Origin of the sequence: Achromobacter spanius (assembly GCF_002812705.1) — a bacterium.
GTDB classification, from domain to species: domain Bacteria; phylum Pseudomonadota; class Gammaproteobacteria; order Burkholderiales; family Burkholderiaceae_B; genus Achromobacter; species Achromobacter spanius.
On record NZ_CP025030.1, the window covers coordinates 4,231,469 to 4,249,499 of the forward strand.

Annotated in this window: 15 protein-coding genes; 9 read left to right on the forward strand and 6 right to left on the reverse strand. The window is 65.3% G+C overall.

Features of this window, described 5'->3' with window-relative positions; genetic code table 11:
- Positions 1-90: 90 nt before the first annotated feature.
- Both CVS48_RS19090 and CVS48_RS19095 read right to left on the reverse strand, forming a co-directional pair.
- The gene (locus tag CVS48_RS19090) at positions 91-3,096 is read right to left on the reverse strand and encodes a PAS domain S-box protein (protein ID WP_100855812.1); all 3,006 of its coding nucleotides are present in this window, start codon (positions 3,094-3,096) and stop codon (positions 91-93) included.
- 72 nt (positions 3,097-3,168) lie between these two features.
- Positions 3,169-3,600, reverse strand: coding sequence for a DUF2325 domain-containing protein (locus tag CVS48_RS19095; protein ID WP_100855813.1), 432 nt, complete (start codon positions 3,598-3,600; stop codon positions 3,169-3,171).
- 293 nt (positions 3,601-3,893) lie between these two features.
- Between CVS48_RS19095 and CVS48_RS19100 the strand changes: the two genes are divergently transcribed.
- On the forward strand, positions 3,894-4,208 hold the full coding sequence (locus CVS48_RS19100) for a flagellar transcriptional regulator FlhD (RefSeq protein WP_100855814.1): 315 nt from the start codon (positions 3,894-3,896) through the stop codon (positions 4,206-4,208).
- Here the strand turns inward: CVS48_RS19100 and CVS48_RS19105 are convergent.
- Positions 4,205-4,612, reverse strand: coding sequence for a VOC family protein (locus tag CVS48_RS19105; protein ID WP_100855815.1), 408 nt, complete (start codon positions 4,610-4,612; stop codon positions 4,205-4,207). The genes CVS48_RS19100 and CVS48_RS19105 overlap by 4 nt on opposite strands.
- A 31-nt stretch (positions 4,613-4,643) precedes the next feature.
- Complete coding sequence (locus CVS48_RS19110) at positions 4,644-5,918, reverse strand: MFS transporter (RefSeq protein WP_100855816.1); 1,275 nt, start codon at positions 5,916-5,918, stop codon at positions 4,644-4,646.
- 106 nt (positions 5,919-6,024) lie between these two features.
- Between CVS48_RS19110 and CVS48_RS19115 the strand changes: the two genes are divergently transcribed.
- Both CVS48_RS19115 and CVS48_RS19120 read left to right on the forward strand, forming a co-directional pair.
- Complete coding sequence (locus CVS48_RS19115; protein WP_100855817.1) at positions 6,025-6,936, forward strand: LysR family transcriptional regulator; 912 nt, start codon at positions 6,025-6,027, stop codon at positions 6,934-6,936.
- 147 nt (positions 6,937-7,083) lie between these two features.
- The gene (locus CVS48_RS19120) at positions 7,084-8,730 is read left to right on the forward strand and encodes a mucoidy inhibitor MuiA family protein (RefSeq protein ID WP_242001219.1); all 1,647 of its coding nucleotides are present in this window, start codon (positions 7,084-7,086) and stop codon (positions 8,728-8,730) included.
- Positions 8,731-8,804: 74 nt separating this feature from the next.
- Here CVS48_RS19120 and CVS48_RS19125 read toward each other — a convergent pair whose 3' ends face one another.
- Positions 8,805-10,022: an EAL domain-containing response regulator gene (locus CVS48_RS19125; protein ID WP_100855818.1), complete on the reverse strand. Its 1,218-nt coding sequence runs from the start codon at positions 10,020-10,022 to the stop codon at positions 8,805-8,807.
- Between the two features lie 316 nt (positions 10,023-10,338).
- Between CVS48_RS19125 and CVS48_RS19130 the strand changes: the two genes are divergently transcribed.
- On the forward strand, positions 10,339-11,469 hold the full coding sequence (locus CVS48_RS19130) for a 3-deoxy-7-phosphoheptulonate synthase (protein ID WP_100855819.1): 1,131 nt from the start codon (positions 10,339-10,341) through the stop codon (positions 11,467-11,469).
- A gap of 9 nt (positions 11,470-11,478) precedes the next feature.
- On the opposite strand, the gene CVS48_RS19135 is transcribed toward CVS48_RS19130, so the two are convergent.
- Positions 11,479-12,717, reverse strand: coding sequence for an NAD(P)/FAD-dependent oxidoreductase (locus CVS48_RS19135; RefSeq protein ID WP_100857748.1), 1,239 nt, complete (start codon positions 12,715-12,717; stop codon positions 11,479-11,481).
- 108 nt (positions 12,718-12,825) lie between these two features.
- On the opposite strand from CVS48_RS19135, the gene CVS48_RS19140 reads away from it, so the two are divergent.
- The 5 genes from CVS48_RS19140 to CVS48_RS19160 all read left to right on the forward strand — a co-directional run bounded on the left by CVS48_RS19140 (position 12,826) and on the right by CVS48_RS19160 (position 17,991).
- Entirely contained in the window at positions 12,826-13,425 is a 600-nt protein-coding gene (locus CVS48_RS19140; protein WP_100855820.1) for a GNAT family N-acetyltransferase, read from the forward strand.
- Between the two features lie 77 nt (positions 13,426-13,502).
- The gene (locus CVS48_RS19145) at positions 13,503-13,988 is read left to right on the forward strand and encodes a hypothetical protein (protein WP_100855821.1); all 486 of its coding nucleotides are present in this window, start codon (positions 13,503-13,505) and stop codon (positions 13,986-13,988) included.
- Positions 13,989-14,339: 351 nt separating this feature from the next.
- Entirely contained in the window at positions 14,340-15,056 is a 717-nt protein-coding gene (locus tag CVS48_RS19150) for a response regulator transcription factor (RefSeq protein ID WP_100855822.1), read from the forward strand.
- A gap of 92 nt (positions 15,057-15,148) precedes the next feature.
- Positions 15,149-16,030, forward strand: coding sequence for an HpcH/HpaI aldolase/citrate lyase family protein (locus tag CVS48_RS19155; RefSeq protein WP_100855823.1), 882 nt, complete (start codon positions 15,149-15,151; stop codon positions 16,028-16,030).
- A gap of 329 nt (positions 16,031-16,359) precedes the next feature.
- Positions 16,360-17,991, forward strand: coding sequence for an ATP-binding cassette domain-containing protein (locus CVS48_RS19160; protein WP_100855824.1), 1,632 nt, complete (start codon positions 16,360-16,362; stop codon positions 17,989-17,991).
- Positions 17,992-18,031: the final 40 nt, after the last annotated feature.

The following is an 18,031-nucleotide window of genomic DNA, read 5'->3' on the forward strand; positions in this document are numbered from 1 at the left end:
GTGCACTTGCCCTCCTTGCGCGATATGGCCTTCTGGCATGCACGGCCGGGTATTTTTTACCTGCCTTTGCAACACCGTCACCCCGGTTGCCTACCCCGCGCGGCCGCCCTCTTTTTCAAGCTCGGACTCATCCAGCATGCGCTGCACGCGCTCGCCCAGGACTTCCAGCGAGAACGGCTTCACGATCAGTTCAATCCCGTGTTCCAGAAAGCCGGCGCCGCGCGCGGCGCTCTCGGCGTAGCCCGTCATCAGCAGCACCTTCAGGCCAGGGTGAGCGGCCCGCGCCGCGTCGGCCAGTTGCCGGCCGTTCAAGGCGGGCAGGCCCACATCGGTCACCAGCAGGTCGATGTCGGTCGTGCGCAGCACCAGTTCCAAGCCGGCCTCGCCATCGGACGCGGTCAACACCTGCATGCCCAGCTCAGCCAGGCATTCGTCCACCATGTCGCGCACATTGTCGTCGTCTTCCACCAGCACCACCACCGACGGTTTCTTGTTGTCTTGCTCGCGGTGCGCGACGGGCTCGGGGCGATGTGCGGCATCCGGGGCGCCGTCATAACGTGGCAGCAGCAGCCTGACCGTGGTGCCCTGGCCCACCGCGCTTTCCAACACCGCCATGCCGCCCGCCTGCTTGGCGAACCCATAGATCATCGACAGGCCCAGCCCCGTGCCCTCGCCCAAGGGCTTGGTGGTGAAGAAGGGATCGAAGGCATGGGCCAACACGTCCGGCGACATGCCGCAACCCACGTCCGTGACGGAGACTTCGACGAACTCTCCCGGGCTCACCCCGGGATAAGGACGCAGCGTGGCCTCGTCCAGTTGCGTATTCAATGCCGCAACGGTCAGCTCGCCGCCATTGGGCATGGCGTCGCAAGCGTTGATGACCAGGTTCAACAGCGCATTTTCAAACTGGTTGCGGTCGCACCGCACCGTCCACAGGTCCGGCGCCAGCGTGAACTGCAAGCGCACGCCCTCGCCCGTGTAGCGATGGAACAGGTCGCCCATGGATTGCAGCGTGGGCGCCACGCTGAACGGCTTCGGGTCAATGGGTTGGCGCCGTGAGAATGTCAGCAAACGCTGGGTCAGGTGCGCGGCGCGGTTCGCGGAATCCATGGCGACGTTGATGAAGCGCTGCGCCTGTTCCGGCGTGCCCGCCGCCAGCTTGCGCTGTATCAGGTACAAGGCGCCCGTGATGCCCTGAAGCATATTGTTGAAGTCATGGGCGATGCCGCCTGTCAGCCGACCCACGGCTTCCATTTTTTGCGACTGCCGCAACGCCTGCTCGGTATCGCGCAAGGTCTCGGCCTGGACCTTCAAGTCGGTGTCGTCGCGGCCGGTCATGTACAGATTGTCTTGCGACCAGGACATGCTCCAGGTGATCCAGCGGTAGGCGCCATCGCGTGTCAGCAGCCGGTTCTCCATATGCCGGACGGACTGCGTCGGATTGCCCTTCGCGGCCAGCGCAATCGATGCGCGCGTGGCGGCGAGATCATCGGGATGGATCAGTTCGTTCAGGCCCATCGACAGGAACTGTTCCGGGCTCCAGCCCAGGATCGGCCGCACCGCCGGGTTGACGCTGACAAAGCGGTCCTGGCCGTCGACCACGGCCAACAGTTCCGGCGACAGGCGCCAGATGCGATCGCGTTCCGCAATGGCGTCTTCCACCCGCTGTTCCAGCGTGCGGGCATATTGCGAGCGCTCGACGGCATCGCACAAGCGTTCGCAGACTTCTTCCAGGAAATCCACGTCGCCAGCCTTGAGCCGGCTGGTGGCCAGCGGCCGCACCAGCAAGGCGCCGCCGTGCCGGCCCCAGCGGCGCATCGGCACCACGATCGCGGACGGCCGGACCTCGCCACCTTGTTCCGCCACCATGGGTTGCAGATACGCCGTGCGGCCCTTGCGCATCGCCGCGTGAAAATCCTCGCCTAGCTGCTCGGGGACCAGAGCCTGCTGCGTGGCCACGTCGGCCTCGGACCTCCAACAGGCCGACAGCGTGGTCGGCTCACCTTCGCCCGGCCAGTCCAGCACCGCGGCCAGCCCCAGGGCAAGATGCTGTCCCAGGCCCGCGCAGGCGGCGTGTTCGATCTCGCTTTGATGATGCAAGGCGCGCATGCGGTCAACCAGCGACAAGAGGAAATTCTTGCGATGCTGCCCTTCCCACAATTCCGTCTCGGCCACCTTGCGGGCAGTAACGTCCAGGAACAAGGCCATCATGCGGTCATCACCGTCTTTGCGGGCGCGGGCCTCGTACCACGCTTCTTTCGGCCCCGGCACCGCGAATTCGAATTGGGTGGGCTCGCCGGTTTCGACCACTTGGGCAAACGCATCCATGATCTGCCCTGGAACGCCGGGGATCATCTCGCGCAGCGTATGACCCAGCGTATCGCCCTCTTTCATGCCGCTTTGCCGTTCGAAGGCGGGGTTCACCTCCAGAAAACGGAAGTCGACGATACGGCCATCACCGTCGCGCAAGGCCTCGCTAAGAAAAAACGCCTCTTGCATGCCGTCGAACATGGCGCGCCAGCGCTCACCGCTTGCGCGCAACGCGGCATCCGTCAGGTGGCGTTCGATGGCCAAGGCGGCGCTGCGCGTCACCATCGCCAGTGCGTCGATATCGTGGGCGGATGGCGATCGCACGACGCCGTAGTAGTTCGAGAACACGCCCAGCAAGCGGCCGTCGGGCGCTTTGATCGGGGTGGACCAGCAGGCGCGCAAGCCATGCGCCAACGCCAGGTCGCGCCAGTTCTTCCAGTCGGGGTGCGAGGCAATATCTTCAACGTAAACCGGCTGGCCGGTGTACGCGGCCGTGCCCCAAGAGGCCACGTTGGGTCCGATGGCCGTGCGTTGCAGCGCCGCGCTGAACTCCAGGGGCAGGCTCGGCGCGGCGTTGTGGATCAGATAGTGTCCCGTTTCGTCGATCAGTGCGATCGCCGCGCGCAGCTCGGTGCTGGACTGCGCTTCGATCGCGTGCAAGACATGTTCGAACACGTGCGCCAGCGGCATACCGGCCGCTATGCGCTGCAACATGATCCGTTCTTCCTCCAGACGGGCGAGCGTATCGGTCCACGGATGGGATACGCGGTCCTGCTTTTTCAACATGTCTGCCCCTTTTCCTGCGTGTACTGTATTGCGGGGCTTCGACTCGATGCCGAAACGCAAGGTAACGCGACGCTACCGTTCCTGCCCCGTCTCCAGCCGCAAGGCGCCAAGCGCCTCGGGCTTGTCCACCAGCACGCATTGCTTGCCCGTGCGTGTGCAGTGGTCTTTGACCCGCCAGTATGCGCCATGGCTGACGCATCCAGTCTGGCAGATGACCAAATCCGCCGCCACCAGACTGGCTTCCAGCGTGTCGCCGTCAATGGCCGCGGCGGTCAACGCGGGGATGGATCCTTCCAGCGCCTGGCGGTCTTCACGCGCCCACGCCAGCGCCGTATCGCGCATGATCACGGCCGCCCGCAGCCGCATGGCCTCGGCTTCCAGGTGCAGGATACGCGCGGCCTGCGCGGCGATCAATCGGCTGCAATGCGACTGCGCTTGCCCATACGCGGCAAGCAAGGCCGCATGCTCGCGCTGCAACGCCTGACGGTCTTGAGTGGAGTTCATCACGGGTTCCGGTAGAGTCGGGGTGCGCGCCCGCCATGGAAATCATGTCGGGCGTACCTTGGCATGGCCGCAATTATAAATGAGAATGCTTCGCTTTTAGGCCCGGACCGATGCTGCCCCTTCGCGCACAGGGAAATCCATTACTGACGTGCTTGCGCCGCTTAAATATGATCGACAAACCATATCGGCACGCCAGCCCGCCCCGGGCCTGGAATAGACGTTTCCCCCAGAACGCCGCGCGCCTTTCGCCCCGGTCTCGGCCGGCCGGCGGACTCTACGCAGTGGAGTGCCCGATGCCGAATCCCACCGAACTTCTGCGCGATATCCACGAAGCCAACCTCATGTATTTGCTGCTGCTGCAGCGCATCGCGCGCCGTGGCGATGCGGTTGAGCTAAGTGGCCTGCAAATGTCGCCCCAGGCATGCCAGTGGTTGGCGGACCTGGAGCCGGCGGCGTTGACCCGCCTGGCGCGCAGCAGCGTACTGCTGGCGCAACTGAAGCTGGCGCCTCACGTACTGTTGTCGGCGTTGAGCCAAGGCATGGACGCCACATTGGCCGAGCGCAACCCGACCGCGTCGACCGCGCCGCCATCCCTCGTGCAGCGTTAAGCCGCAGGCGTTTCTTCTGGACCGTGGCAACACACGCAGATCTTGTTGCCCTCGGTGTCCCGGAAGTAAGCCCCGTAATAATTCGCGTGGTAGTCGGGGCGCAACCCCGGCGGACCTTCGCAGGTGGCGCCTAGCGACAAGGCCAGCGCGTGGCAGCGGTCCACCGTCGCCCGGTCGGCCGCCAGAAATGCCGTCATCTGCCCGTTACCCGGCGCCGCCGGTTTACCATCGTAGGGCGCGTTGATCACGAATAACGGCCGGCCCCCGCCCGCGGGCTGCCACCCCGCCCAGGGAATATTGCGCTCGATGAATCGAAGCTCAAGTCCAAGCGCCTCGGCCTGCGCCGAATAAAAGGACAATGCGCGTTCGAAGTCGCGCACGCCAATGCAAACATGGGAAAACATGTGGGACTCGCTGGAAGGAATAGAGGCTGAATTATGTCTGGCTTGGGACATGGTTTGTCGACCCGCGCACGCCACTCGTGCGCCACGCCAAGCCCGCGCTGATCGCCAGCGCCATCGCCAATAGGCCGCCGGCCATCGCGGCCACGCCCGGCCATTGGTTGGCGGCCCAGAAGTGTCCGCCCCAGGCGCCCAGCACGCTGGACCCGACGTAATACACCAGCAAATACAACGATGCGCCCAGCGCCTTGTAGCCGCGCGCCATCTGGCCGACCCAGCCGCTGGCGACCGCGTGTGCGGCGAAGAATCCGAAGGTGAACACCACGATGCCGGCGATCAGGATGGCCAGCGTGTCGGACAGCGTCAGCAGCAGCCCGGCCAATGCCAGGCCGGTGGCGGCGGAGAGCATGGCCCCTCGGCCGTGGCGGTCGGCCAGGCGGCCGAAGAAGGTGGACGCGAAGATGCCCACCAAGTAGACGACGAAGATGAAGCCGATGAAGGTCTGGCTTAGCGAAAATGGCGGCAACAGCAGGCGAAAGCCCACGTAGTTGTAGACCGTGACAAAGGCCCCCATCAGCAGTCCGCCCATGGCGAACAGCGCGCACAAGGGGCCGTTCTTCATGTGCGCGCCAACGCCCGCTCGCACGTCGCCCAGCACACCTGCCCAGCCACGCCCGCGTTGCGGGGCAAAGCGGCGTGACGGGGGCAGCAGCCACATGAACAGCACAGCGGCCACGATGCCCACGACGCCAAGCGTGCCCAGGGCGGCGCGCCAGCCAAAATGGTCGGACACCAGGCCGGTGATGACCCGGCCCGACAGTCCGCCGAATGCGCTGCCGCTGATGTACAAGCCCATCGCAAAGCCCAGCGTGTCGGGTTCCACTTCTTCCGCCAGGTACGCCATGGCGACTGCCGGCACGCCGCCCATCGCCACGCCTTGCAGCGCGCGCAACGCCAACAGGCTGTGCCAGTCTGGCGCCACGGCGGCGATGGTGCCCAGGACGGCGGACGCCAGCAGCGACCAGGCCATGATGCGCTTGCGCGGCAGCGCCTGCGAGAACAGGCCGACGAAGAAAATCGCTATGGCCAGCAAGCCGGTACACAGTGACAGCACCAGGCTGCTTTGCGCGGGCGATACGCCGAACGCGCCAGTGAACAAGGGCATCAGCGGCTGCACGCAATACAAAAGTGAAAACGTGGAAAAGCCGGCGGCGAACAAGGCCCATTGGGCGCGGCGCAGTTCGGGGGTGCCACGCGCCAGATACTCGGTGGGCGTGGGGGTGGAAGAACTGGCGGAGGGGGTAGACATCTGGAATCTCGAAGGGCAAACGGGCTCGTGACCCGTACAGCAAAAGTAGACTTTTGCCTTTCATATGTCCAATATATGAAACTTGCACCCACCATATTTTTAAACGATGGAACTACGACACCTGCGCTATTTCACGGCTGTGGCCGAAGAGCTCCATTTCACGCGGGCGGCGGCCCGGCTGGGCATTGGCCAGCCGCCGTTAAGCCAGCAGATTCAACAGCTTGAGCGCGAAATCGGCACCCCGCTTTTTCTACGGCTGCCCCGAGGCGTGGATCTGACCGAGGCCGGCGCCCAGTTCCTGGAGGATGCCCGCGCCATTCTGGCCAGCGCCGACCGCGCCATCGACACGGCTCGCCGGCTGGGACGCGGCGAGCGCGGCGCCATCACGGTCGGCTTCACGGCGTCCGCCGTCTTCCACCCTTACCTGCCCCGCGCCATCCGCGCTTACCGCGATCGCTACCCCGACGTGCGCGTCACGCTGACCGAAAGCAACACCATTTCCCTGTTGCGCGGCTTGCGGCTGGGCGAGGTGGACGTGGCATTTGTACGCCCCCCTTATCTGTTGGACCCGGAGTTCGAGTCCGAGCGCGTGCTGGACGAACCCATGCTGGTCGCCCTGCCCCCCGACCACGCGCTGAGCCGCCGCCGCAGCGTGCCGATTGCCGCGCTGGCCGACGAGGACTTCGTGCTGTATCCACGGCCGATTGGCGCGGGCTTGTATGACGCCATTCAGTCGGCCTGCCAGCGCGCGGGCTTTGCGCCGCGCGTGATCCAGGAAGCGCCGCAGATGGCTTCCATCGTCAGCCTGGTTGCCGCTGGTGTCGGCATTTCGGTGGTGCCGGCCGCCATGCGGCACATGGGCGCGGAAGGCATTGAATATCGGCCCATCAAGGGGGACGCGCCCCACGCGCTGCTGGACATGGCTTACCGCCGCCACGACCGCTCCATCGCCGCCGTCAACGCCGTGGCGATGCTGCGCCAGCTTGCCCATCCCGAGCGCCCACCCGCGAACAAATAGGCCGCGTATTGCCCTGTCGCGTTTGTCATGTTCTGTTAACCCTGGCCCACGGCAGAAGAGTACATTGCGCTACCGGCGATCCGTCCCTGAGAGAAGGATGGATGCTTTGATACCTCCTCTTGATACCTCCTATTAACAGGTGACCCCGTGCGACGTACCCTTCTGGCCTTGGCCCTTGCAACCCTTCCCGGCTTGGGCGCCGCCGCCGCGCTCAGTTCCTCCATTGGCGCGGTCACCGTGTATCAGGACCGGGCAGTGGTCACCCGTTCCGCCAGCAGCGATCTCGCGGCGGGCGAACATGAACTGGTGCTGGAAAACCTGCCGGCGTCATTGCAGGAAAATTCCTTGCAGGTGTCCGCCAAGAGCACGGGCCAAGCGTCATTGCTGGACGTCAAGGTGCGCGACGCCTTTCGGGCAGACGCCACCAACGAGCGCGTTCGCACCCTGCAAGAGCAAGTGCGCAAACTGGAGGGCCAGTTGGCCGGGCTGGACGACGAGGCCGCCGTGTTGGAGAACCAGCGCGAACTCGTGCTGATGATGCAGCGAGGCGCCACCGAGCCGTCCAAGGACAGTGCCCGCCTGACGCTGGACGAATTGAAAGCCATCCAGACCCTTAGCGCCGACAGCCTGGGCAAGACGCTGGCGGGGCTGCGCCAGGTTGCCGAGCGCAAGGAAGCGCTGGAACGGGAATTGTCCGCGCTGCAAAGCCAGATGAACATCGTGCAAAGCCAATTGAGTCGCCGCAGCAAGACCGTCACGCTGCGCGTGAACCTGGCGCGCGCTGGCAAGGTGGACCTGGCCGTGTCGTATGCGGTGGGCGGCGCGCGTTGGACGCCCGCTTACGATGCGCGCTTGCGTCCGGCCGACCGCAGCGTGGATCTGGGCTACTTCGGCGTCGTCCGGCAGAACACGGGCGAAGACTGGAACAACGTGAAGCTGACGCTGTCGACCGCGCGCCCGGCGCTGGGCGGCGGTGCACCGACCTTGACGCCATGGATCATCGACGTGGCGGCGCCCCCGCCACCGCCCCGCCCCGTGGCCGCGCCGGCTCCCGCCGTGAGCAGCGAGATGATGAGAAAGCGCGCCCCGCTCGTGGGCGGCCAGGCTTATGCCGACGCCGCCATGGCCGAAGCCGTGCCCGAACCCATCGACGTGCAAACCGCACAAGTGCAGAACGACGCCACCAGCGCGTCGTTCCAGATCAAGACCCCCGCCACGCTGGCGTCCGACAATACCTCGCAGCGCGTGGCCATCACCACGACGAAGCTGCCTGCCACTTTGCAGTACCAGTCCACGCCCGCGCTGCGCGAAGCGGTGTTCCTGACCGCGCTGGCCAGCAACAGCACCGACTTCCCCTTCCTGGCCGGCACGCTCAATACGTTCCTGGATGACGCCTTCGTCGCGTCCGGTTCGCTGAAGGCGGTGATGCCGGGCGAAAAGGTCGAGCTGGCGATGGGCGCCGACGACGGCATCTCGATCAAACGCCAGCTGGTCAACCGCTTTACTGAAAGCACGGGGTTTTCCGGCAGCGGCAAGCGCGTGACCTACGAATACAAGATCACGGTGAAGAACAACAAGGCCACCAAGGAACAGGTGGTGTTCAAGGACCGGCTGCCGGTGTCTCGCAACGAGAAAATCGTGGTCAAGCTGCTGTCGCCCGCCGACCGCGACGTCAAGCGCGAGGAAGATGGCAAGCTGGCCTGGGAATGGGAACTGGAACCGGGCAAGTCCCGCGAAACCGTGCTGAAGTTCTCGGTGGACTATCCCGGCGACATTGACGTGTCGGGTATTTAAGGAGCAACTGGCCGGGGCAGTTGGCAGGGACGATTGACGGGTATTGCCCGCCTTGCCAAGCCGCCGCCGCCCGATCAATGGCGGCGGCAGAAATCGATGAATGCGTCGGACTCCAAGGGCATGGACAAGCCATAGCCTTGCGCCACGTCGCAACCCAGTTCGCGCAGCAGTTGCACGTCGCGCTCTTGTTCGACGCCTTCGGCCACCACGCGCCGGCCCAGCACACGGCCCATTTCGATGGCGGCGGCCACCACGGCACGCGACGCGGCTTCGCGGTGCATGTGCACGATGAAGTCGCGGTCGATCTTCAATTCGGTAAACGGCATGGCCGAGAACAGCCGCATCGACGCGATGCCGGCCCCAAAATCGTCCATCGCCAATTCAAAGCCGCGCACCCGCAGCAGGTTCAATACCGACGACAACGCCAGCCAATCGTTGACGGGCTCGTCCTCGGTCAGTTCCACCTTCACCAAGCGCGCCGGCAGGCCCGCCCGCGCTACCCGCTTTTCCAGCACGGCGGGCATGTCGCGCGAACACAGCGTGGAAGACGACGCATTGATGGCGATGGGCACGGCGATATCTTCGGCGTGCAAGGTTTGCAGCACTTCCAGCACGCGATCCGTCACCCGCAGGAACAACATCCGGTCCATGCCCAGGCGGTGTGCGGCGGGCACGAAATCAGCGGCGGCAATGGACCCAAGCTCGGGATGGTCCCAGCGCGACAAGGCCTCGGCGGCCACCACCTGCCCCGTCGACAGGCTCATCTGCGGCTGCAACACCACGCTCATGCCCTCGCCCGTGATCAGGGCGCGGCCCAATTCGGCTTCGATGACTTCGCGGCGTATCGATTGCTGCTGGGGCGTCGTCATGTCCTCGGCCGCCAGGCCCGCCTTGACGGCCTGATGCATGGACGTGCGCGACACCGGTTTGGACAGCGCCTGCGCCGAGGGGCAACCCGCCTGCAGCGCCAGCCGCACATGCGACTCAAGCAGTTCGTCGCTAAGGCTGCTGATCCAGATGATGGGCGGCATGCTTTTCAAGCGGCCCGCGTCGACCAGGCGCCGCAGCTCGTTGGGCAGATGCGTGCCGTCGCCGTCGCTCATGACGATGTCGCTGATCACCAGATCGTAGAACTGGCGGCCCAGTGCGCTGATGGCTTCCGTGCTGCTGCCCACGCCGGCAACGCGCCGGTATCCCAACGCCAGCAGCATGTTCTGCAGGTAAGCGCGTTCGACCGGGTGATCTTCGACCAGAAGAATCCGCCGAGCGGCGCCGGCGTCTGTTTTGGGCATTGCGTTCCGTCCTAACGTCATAGGGCGCTATTCACAGGGCGGGCCGCTGCTCACGACCGCTGGTTTTCTGGGGGTTCATGCTACGGCATTCGCGCGCGATCTGTCGTCGCGGAGAAAGGGCTACGGCGATTTCCCCCCCGATAGGCGTAGGTTTGGGAACACCTGCCCGCTCTTGCCTCGGCCCGTTGTCGATACGCAACGCGCATGGCTCCGCCAGAGGGTGGCAGCCCTCCGGCTGCGGGCCTGCGCGGCCAGTGCGATAATGGCGGCCATCACGCATCCAGCGCATTAGCGCATCTACGGCACGGAGCCCCCCTTGACCCGCATTGACGACCCCCAGCACGACCGCGAGGTCGGCACGGCCGACTCCACCCAGGACAACACGCGCACCGACGATACCCGCATCAGCGCCGTGCGTCCGTTGATTTCGCCCGCGCTCCTGCAGGACGAGTTACCCGTATCCCCCGCCATCCAGAACCTGGTCGAGCAAAGCCGCGCCGAGATCGCCGACGTGCTGCATGGCCGTGACGACCGCCTGCTGATCGTGGTCGGCCCCTGCTCCATCCATGACCATGGCCAGGCCATGGACTACGCGCGCCAGCTGCGCGCCGCGGTCGACCAGCACAAGAAAGACCTGCTGATCGTCATGCGCGTCTACTTCGAAAAGCCGCGCACCACCGTGGGCTGGAAGGGCTACATCAACGACCCTCGCCTTGACGGCAGCTTCCGTATCAACGAAGGCTTGCGCCGTGCCCGCGAACTGTTGCTGGACATCAGCGGCCTGGGCCTGCCCATTGCCACCGAATTCCTGGACCTGCTCAGCCCGCAGTACATCGCGGACTTGATCGCCTGGGGCGCCATCGGCGCACGCACCACCGAAAGCCCCAGCCACCGCCAACTGAGCTCCGGCCTGAGCTGCCCGCTGGGCTTCAAGAACGGCACCGACGGCGGCGTGCAGATTGCCGCCGACGCCATGGTGGCCGCCAGCGCCAAGCACGCCTTCATGGGCATGACGAAGATGGGCATGGCCGCCATTTTTGAAACGCGCGGCAATCAGGACACGCACGTGATCCTGCGCGGCGGCAAGCAAGGCCCGAACTATGACGCGGCCAGCGTTGACGCCTGTTGCGCCGCCCTGCGCGCCGCCGGCCAGCGTGAGCAGGTCATGATCGATTGCTCGCACGCCAACTCCAACAAGTCGCATCTGCGCCAGATCGACGTGGCCGAAGACATCGCCGCGCAGCTTTCGCAGGGCGACACCCGCATCACCGGCGTCATGATCGAAAGCCATCTGGAAGAAGGCCGCCAGGACCTGAAGCCCGGCCAGCCCCTGCGCCGTGGGGTGTCGATCACCGACGCCTGCCTGGGCTGGACCCAGACGGAGCCGGTGCTGGACACGCTGGCGCAGGCGGTGCGTCAGCGCCGCGCCATCGCCACCAAGCGCTAAGAAAATTCCTTAGCGGTATAAGGCATACGGCGCCGGATCCACGTCCGGCGCCTGGCCCGTGATCAGGCTGGCAAGCAGCTTGCCGGTCACCGGGCCCAGCGTAAAGCCGTGATGCGCGTGACCAAACGCCATCCATAACCCGGTGTGCCGAGGCGCGGGCCCGATCACCGGCCGCATATCAGGCATGCAGGGGCGGCATCCCATCCAGGGTTCTTTTTCAACCGCCGCGCCCAAGGGCAGCAACTGGCTGGCCAGTGCGCGCGTACGCTGAATCTGAATCGGCGAAGGCGGCGCATCGCGCGCCGCGAATTCCGCCCCGGTGGTCAGCCGCACACCCAACGTCATTGGCGTTACGACAAAGCCGCTGTCGATGTCCGCTACCGGGTGCGTCAGCGTGGCGCCGTCTTCCAGCGCGAAGTGCTGGTGATAGCCGCGCTTGACCGCCATGGGAATGCGGTAGCCCAAGGGCCGCAACACATCGGGTGACCAAGGCCCCATCGCCACGACCACGTCGCGGGCGTCGATGCGGCCGTCATCGCCTTGCACCTGCCATCCCTGGCTGCCGGCCGATTTCAGGGTGCGCGCATCGCCTCGCAGCAATTGCCCGCCGCGCTGCTGGAACAGGGCCGCATACCCCCGCGTCACCGCACCGGGGTCAGACACGTTGACAGGGTCCAGCCAGTGCACGGCGCCCACCATGCGCTCGGACAGCGACGGCTCAAGCGCCGTCAGCGCCTGCCGGTCCAGCACTCGGTAGTTCAGCCCGTACGGCGCCAGCGACTCGGCTTCCGCAACAGCGCGCGTCAGGCCCGCCTGGGACCGCACCCCATCGATCCAGCCTGTGCGGCGGAACAAGGGCGAGAGGTTCGCATCGTCTTTCAGCGCGTCGTGCTCGGCCACACTGCGCTCGATCAGCGGCAGCATCGCTTCGGCCGCGCGCGCCAGCCGCGTGGGCGATGAATGCCACCAGTAGCGCAGCAGCCAGGGGGCCACGCGCGGCAGAAAGCGCACGTGATAGCTCACGTCGGGCGTGTTGTTGCGTGCATAGCGCCACAGGCTGCGCCAATCACGCGGAAACGCATAGGGAATGACGCTGGCCCGTTCGATCAGACCCGCATTGCCGTAGCTGGTTTCCTCGCCGGGGCCACGGCGGTCAAGCAGCACCACGGAACGTCCGCGCGCCAATAAATGCAGCGCCGTGCTGACGCCGACGATGCCCGCACCCAGAACCACAACGTCTGTTTTCATGCGCCGCATTCTGCGCCTTGCCCCCCGTGTTCGGCAAGGGCGCGCCAGCGTAGAATCGCCGCTCCCGCGTTGTGCTTTCCCGCCCTTGCCCGCCCTCCGGACCACGCCATGCCCTTACCGCCCTTGCACCCCGTCACGCTCCATGGCGACATCGTTCGCCTGGAACCCTTGGCCGCGCACCATGCCGATGCGCTGGCGCAAGTGGGCCTGCATCCCGAACTCTGGCGTTTGCAGCCGGAACCCATCGCAACGGTCGACGACATGCGGCGGTATGTGGCGCGCGCGTTGGAAGCCGCGCAGGCGGGCGCCTGCCTGCCCTTCGTCATCGTGCAGCAAAGCACCGGGCAGATCATTGGCGCCACACGCTACATGGATATTGCGCTGGCGCACAAGCGGCTGGAGATCGGCGCCACCTGGCTGACGCCCGCCTGCCAACGTTCCGGCGCCAACACGGAAGCCAAGTTCTTATTACTTCGGCACGCTTTTGAAACAATTGGTATCATACGCATCGTTTTCAAGACGGAACTGAGCAATGCCCAGTCTCGCGCGGCCATTTTGCGCCTAGGTGCGGTCGAGGAAGGCGTGTTTCGCAAGCATCTGATTTCACAGTCGGGGCGCACGCGCGACATGGTCTATTTCGCGATCCTCGACGACGAATGGCCATCGGTCAAATCACGCTTGCTGGCGCGATTGGCCTGGCCGCGCTAGGGCTTGCGCCGGGCTCCGCGCCACGTTCCTTTTCATCGCCGGACAGTGTTGTCCGGGACGCCCTTTTCAAGTCAGGTATGGATAGCACTCCCCTCATTCCCGCCGCAGTCTCCGCTGCACGGCACAGCATTTTTATCTACACGGAAGAACAGCGCGGCAACCAACTGGTTGAATCGCCCGTCATCGGCATGCTTTCCGATGTTTCGGGCTCGGACAAGCTCATCGTGGCGCAAGATCCGCACAGCGGCTTGAAGTTCATCTATCGGGTGGACCACGAAAGCAGCAACCTGGATGCCGCCGCCATCACCGAGCAGGAACCGGCCGCGTTCGACGGCAAGACCTCAGTTCAGATCAACGCCATGGCTTACCGCCTGGGCAATGCCGAGAATGCAATGAAATTGCTGCGCGGCAAAAAACAATGGATCCAGGACAAGGGCGCGGTGCTGTCGGTGTTGCTGCAAAACGCGGCCGCGCGCAAGACGCGCTTTGCCTCGGCGCGTATCGAACGTGACCGCATGCGCAAGGTGCCGGCAGGCGTGCCCATCGAGTATCTGCCTACATAAATCGGATGGAGCCAGGCACGGGTGTCTTATCCACAATTTCTGTGGATAAGGCGCGCGGCGAAGCGCCTCTGGCGGCCCTTCCCAGCATGCTGTCCGGCCTGCGCAATATTTGATCAGGCACAAATTCCCGCTGGCCTGGATGGCATCCGGAAGGCTTGCTGCACCGCCGCGACATCGATGATGATATTCTCCGCAGGCATCAACGATACGAAACGTTTCATGCGTTCCGCCGCCTGGCTTGTCCCCACGCTAGCGGACGCTTATCTCAAACAGAACCCGTAGCATGTCAGGAGCGAAAAGCGTGTTTGCCCTTGAATCGCGTCGCGTGCAAACGCGAGCGGAGACCGCGCCGTGACGATTATCGTTGTCGATGATCACGGCGACTGGCGCGACACGATCGTCGAGTACATCCAGGATCTGGGGCTGGACAAAGCCATCCTCACGGCTGGATCGCTGGCCGAACTGGATCAACTGATGCGGTCCGTGACGCCGGGCATCCTGGTGCTGGACGCCATGCTGCCCGATGGCGACGCGCTGACCCGCATCTCGCAGTTGCGCACCCGTTATCCGTCGATGGGCATCGTGATGCTGACCGGCCGCCTGCTCAGTGAAGACAAGGTGTCGGGCCTGAGCCTGGGCGCCGATCACTACCTGACCAAACCCGTCAATCTGGCCGAATTGGGAGCCACCCTGGTGTCGCTATCGCGCCGGCTGCGCGTGGTGCCCGCAGAGGCCGACGACGCCGGTGGCAACACCTGGCGATTTGATCCCGCGCGGCGCACCCTGGTGTCGCCCGGGCAAGTGTGCGTGGACATCACCGACACTGAAAGCCGGCTGATCGGCGCGCTGATCCAGGCGGCGCCGCTGCCCCTGTCGCGCGGCCGGCTGGTCGAGGCGCTGGGCGCCAGCATCGACGCCTACGACACGCATCGGCTGGACGCGCACATGCATCGGCTGCGCCGCAAATTGCGTGCGCAGGCCGCGGGCGACCTGGGCATACGCACCGTGTATGGTGTGGGCTATGTGTGCACCACGCCCGTTCAGGTCGTAGGCAGCGCCAAACCCTGATATTTGTTCACAGGCTTGCGTTCCGGGCTTTGGTTTCCAGGCGTTCGCTCCCGGCTTTCGTTCCCCGACATTCTTTCTCAGGCTCTCTTTCCATGCGCCCTGCCGTCCGCCCCCGCCGCTCCGTTCTCTACATGCCCGGCGCCAACGCGCGCGCCTTGGACAAGGCCCGTGGGCTGGACGCCGATGCCCTGATTCTTGACCTGGAAGACGCCGTGGCGCCCGACGCCAAGGCACAGGCCCGCGCGCAGGTTACCGCGGCCTTGAAGCAAGGCGGCTACGGACGCCGCGAGTGCATCGTGCGCATCAATGCGCTGGACACGCCGTGGGGCCACGACGACGTCGTCGCCATTGCGCAGGCCGGCGCCGACGCCGTGTTGCTGCCCAAGGTGCAGTCCGCCGCCCAACTGGCCGCGCTGGCCCAGGCGCTGGACGCCGCCGGCGCGCCGCGCGACCTGCCGTTGTGGGCCATGGCGGAAACGCCGCTGGGCTTCTTGCGGCTGGACGCCATTGCCGGCGGCCACTCCCGGCTGGCGGCCATCGTGGTGGGCACGTCAGACCTGGTCAAGGACCTGCACGCGCGCCATACGCCCGGCCGTGAGGAAACCTTGCTGGCGCGATCGCTGGCCGTCATGGCCGCGCGCGCATACGGCCTGGCGGTTCTGGACGGCGTACACCTGGATTTAAACGATGACGCGGGCTACGCCGTTGCGTGCCAGCAAGGACGCGACCAGGGCTTTGACGGCAAGACGCTGATCCATCCCAAGCAGATCGCCGCCGCCAACGCCGCGTTCGCGCCCACCGACAACGAACTGGCCCAAGCGCGCAAGCGTCTGGACGCCTGGCGCCAGGCACAGGCCGCCGGCCAGGGCGTGGCCGTGGTGGACGGCGCGCTAGTCGAAAACCTGCACGCCGAAGAGGCCGAGCGCGTGCTTGCCCTGGCCGCCTCCATCGCGGGCACGGCTTCCCACTCTTAGGCCGCTGCCATTGCGGGCGGCAACCCCGCGCCTACGCCGCCATCTCGCTCACTGCCCCCACGCCTAAGCAGCCGTCGCGGCCGCGAAACCCGCTCGAACGCCACCTGTAAAACGGGCTGCATCTGCGCCGATGCGCGCGGCCCGGTACAATACTGCCCACGATTGGACGACGCCCCATGCCTGGGGCGTGTCTCTTCACCTTTTCGCGCCGATGTCCGCCTGCTGTGTCGTGGCTGCGCGCGCGAACCACCCGGTTCCCTTTTTTGCGCCGCGCCTTGTGGCGGGAGCCTCGCCGCGCGCCTGCCGCGCCACCCCCTGCCCCAAGATTCATGATCCGCTTCCAACAAGTTTCACTCATGCGCGGCGTCAAGCCCTTGCTCGACAAGGTCGACCTGCTCTTGAACCCCGGCGACAAGATCGGCCTGATCGGCGCCAACGGCGCCGGCAAGTCCAGCCTGTTCGGCCTACTGCGCGGCACGCTGCACGCGGACCAGGGCGACCTTGACTACCCTTCAAGCTGGCGCATGGCCTACGTGGCGCAGGAAACCCCCGCGCTGGACCGCCCCGCCATCGAATACGCAATTGACGGCGACGTCACCTTGCGCAAGCTGGAAGCGGAACTGGCGGCGTTGGAAGCCGAACCCGAAAGCGCCGAAAACGGCTTGCGCATGGGCGACATCTACGCCGCACTGGCCGATGCCGACGCCTACACGGTGCATTCGCGCGCCGAACAGTTGCTGACCGGCCTGGGCTTCACGCAAGAGCAGATGCATCTGCCGCTGACCAGCTTTTCCGGCGGCTGGCGCATGCGCCTGAACCTGGCGCAAGCGCTGATGTGCCCGTCCGACCTGCTGCTGCTGGACGAGCCCACCAACCACTTGGACCTGGACGCCATCATCTGGCTGGAAGACTGGCTCAAGCGTTATCCGGGCACGCTCATCGTCATCTCGCACGATCGCGACTTCCTGGATGGCGTGGTCAACGTCATCGTCCATATCGACGAGCGCAAGCTCAAGCGCTACTCGGGCAACTACTCGTCGTTTGAACGCCAGCGCGCCGCCCAGTTGGAACTGGCGCAAGGCATGATGGAAAAGCAGATGCGGCAACGTTCGCACCTGCAATCGTTCATCGACCGCTTCAAGGCCCAGGCCAGCAAGGCGCGTCAGGCGCAAAGCCGCATCAAGGCGCTGGCCCGCATGGAAGAAGTGGCGCCGCTGCGCGCCGCCGCCGAATTCTCGTTTGAATTTCGCGAGCCCCTGCGCGCGCCTAACCCCTTGCTGACCATGGACAAGGTCAGTGCCGGTTACCGAGTGGAAGACGAAGACACGCAGGCCGTGTCCGACAAGATCATTGTGTCGGGCATCAATTTTTCGCTTCAGGCCGGCCAGCGCATCGGGCTCCTGGGCATCAACGGCGCGGGCAAGTCCACGTTCATCAAGACCATCGCGGGCGAGCTGGCCACGCTGGGCGGCGACACGCAGTTCAACAAGGGCCTGTCCATCGGCTACTTTGCCCAGCACCAGGTGGAAATGCTGCGTCACGACGAATCACCGTTGTGGCACATGATGAAGCTTGCACCCACCGTGCGCGAGCAAGAGCTGCGCAACTTCCTGGGCAGCTTCAACTTCAACGGCAACATGGCCACCAGTTCCATCGCGCCTTTCTCCGGCGGCGAAAAAGCGCGCCTGGCGCTGGCGCTGATTGTCTGGCAGCGCCCCAACCTGCTGTTGCTGGATGAGCCCACCAACCACCTGGACCTGGAAACGCGTGAGGCGCTGACCACGGCGCTGGCGCAGTTCGAAGGCACCTTGATGCTGGTCTCGCACGATCGCCATCTGCTGCGCGCCACCACCGACGAGTTCATCATCGTGGCCGACGGCGTCGTCAAACCGTTCGATGGCGACCTGGACGACTACAAAGACTGGCTCTACAAAACCAAACTGGCCGCCAAAGCCGCCTGATCGCGTTACAATCCCGCGAATTGCCGGCAGGCGCCTTCGA

Bases quoted from the DNA above. Each gene is read 5' to 3' on its own strand.
- CVS48_RS19090 (WP_100855812.1), bottom strand. From the start codon at position 3,096: ATGTTGAAAAAGCAGGACCGCGTATCCCATCCGTGGACCGATACGCTC.
- CVS48_RS19095 (WP_100855813.1), bottom strand. From the start codon at position 3,600: ATGAACTCCACTCAAGACCGTCAGGCGTTGCAGCGCGAGCATGCGGCC.
- CVS48_RS19100 (WP_100855814.1), top strand. From the start codon at position 3,894: ATGCCGAATCCCACCGAACTTCTGCGCGATATCCACGAAGCCAACCTC.
- CVS48_RS19105 (WP_100855815.1), bottom strand. From the start codon at position 4,612: ATGTTTTCCCATGTTTGCATTGGCGTGCGCGACTTCGAACGCGCATTG.
- CVS48_RS19110 (WP_100855816.1), bottom strand. From the start codon at position 5,918: ATGTCTACCCCCTCCGCCAGTTCTTCCACCCCCACGCCCACCGAGTAT.
- CVS48_RS19115 (WP_100855817.1), top strand. From the start codon at position 6,025: ATGGAACTACGACACCTGCGCTATTTCACGGCTGTGGCCGAAGAGCTC.
- CVS48_RS19125 (WP_100855818.1), bottom strand. From the start codon at position 10,022: ATGCCCAAAACAGACGCCGGCGCCGCTCGGCGGATTCTTCTGGTCGAA.
- CVS48_RS19135 (WP_100857748.1), bottom strand. From the start codon at position 12,717: ATGAAAACAGACGTTGTGGTTCTGGGTGCGGGCATCGTCGGCGTCAGC.
- CVS48_RS19140 (WP_100855820.1), top strand. From the start codon at position 12,826: ATGCCCTTACCGCCCTTGCACCCCGTCACGCTCCATGGCGACATCGTT.
- CVS48_RS19145 (WP_100855821.1), top strand. From the start codon at position 13,503: ATGGATAGCACTCCCCTCATTCCCGCCGCAGTCTCCGCTGCACGGCAC.
- CVS48_RS19155 (WP_100855823.1), top strand. From the start codon at position 15,149: ATGCGCCCTGCCGTCCGCCCCCGCCGCTCCGTTCTCTACATGCCCGGC.
- CVS48_RS19160 (WP_100855824.1), top strand. From the start codon at position 16,360: ATGATCCGCTTCCAACAAGTTTCACTCATGCGCGGCGTCAAGCCCTTG.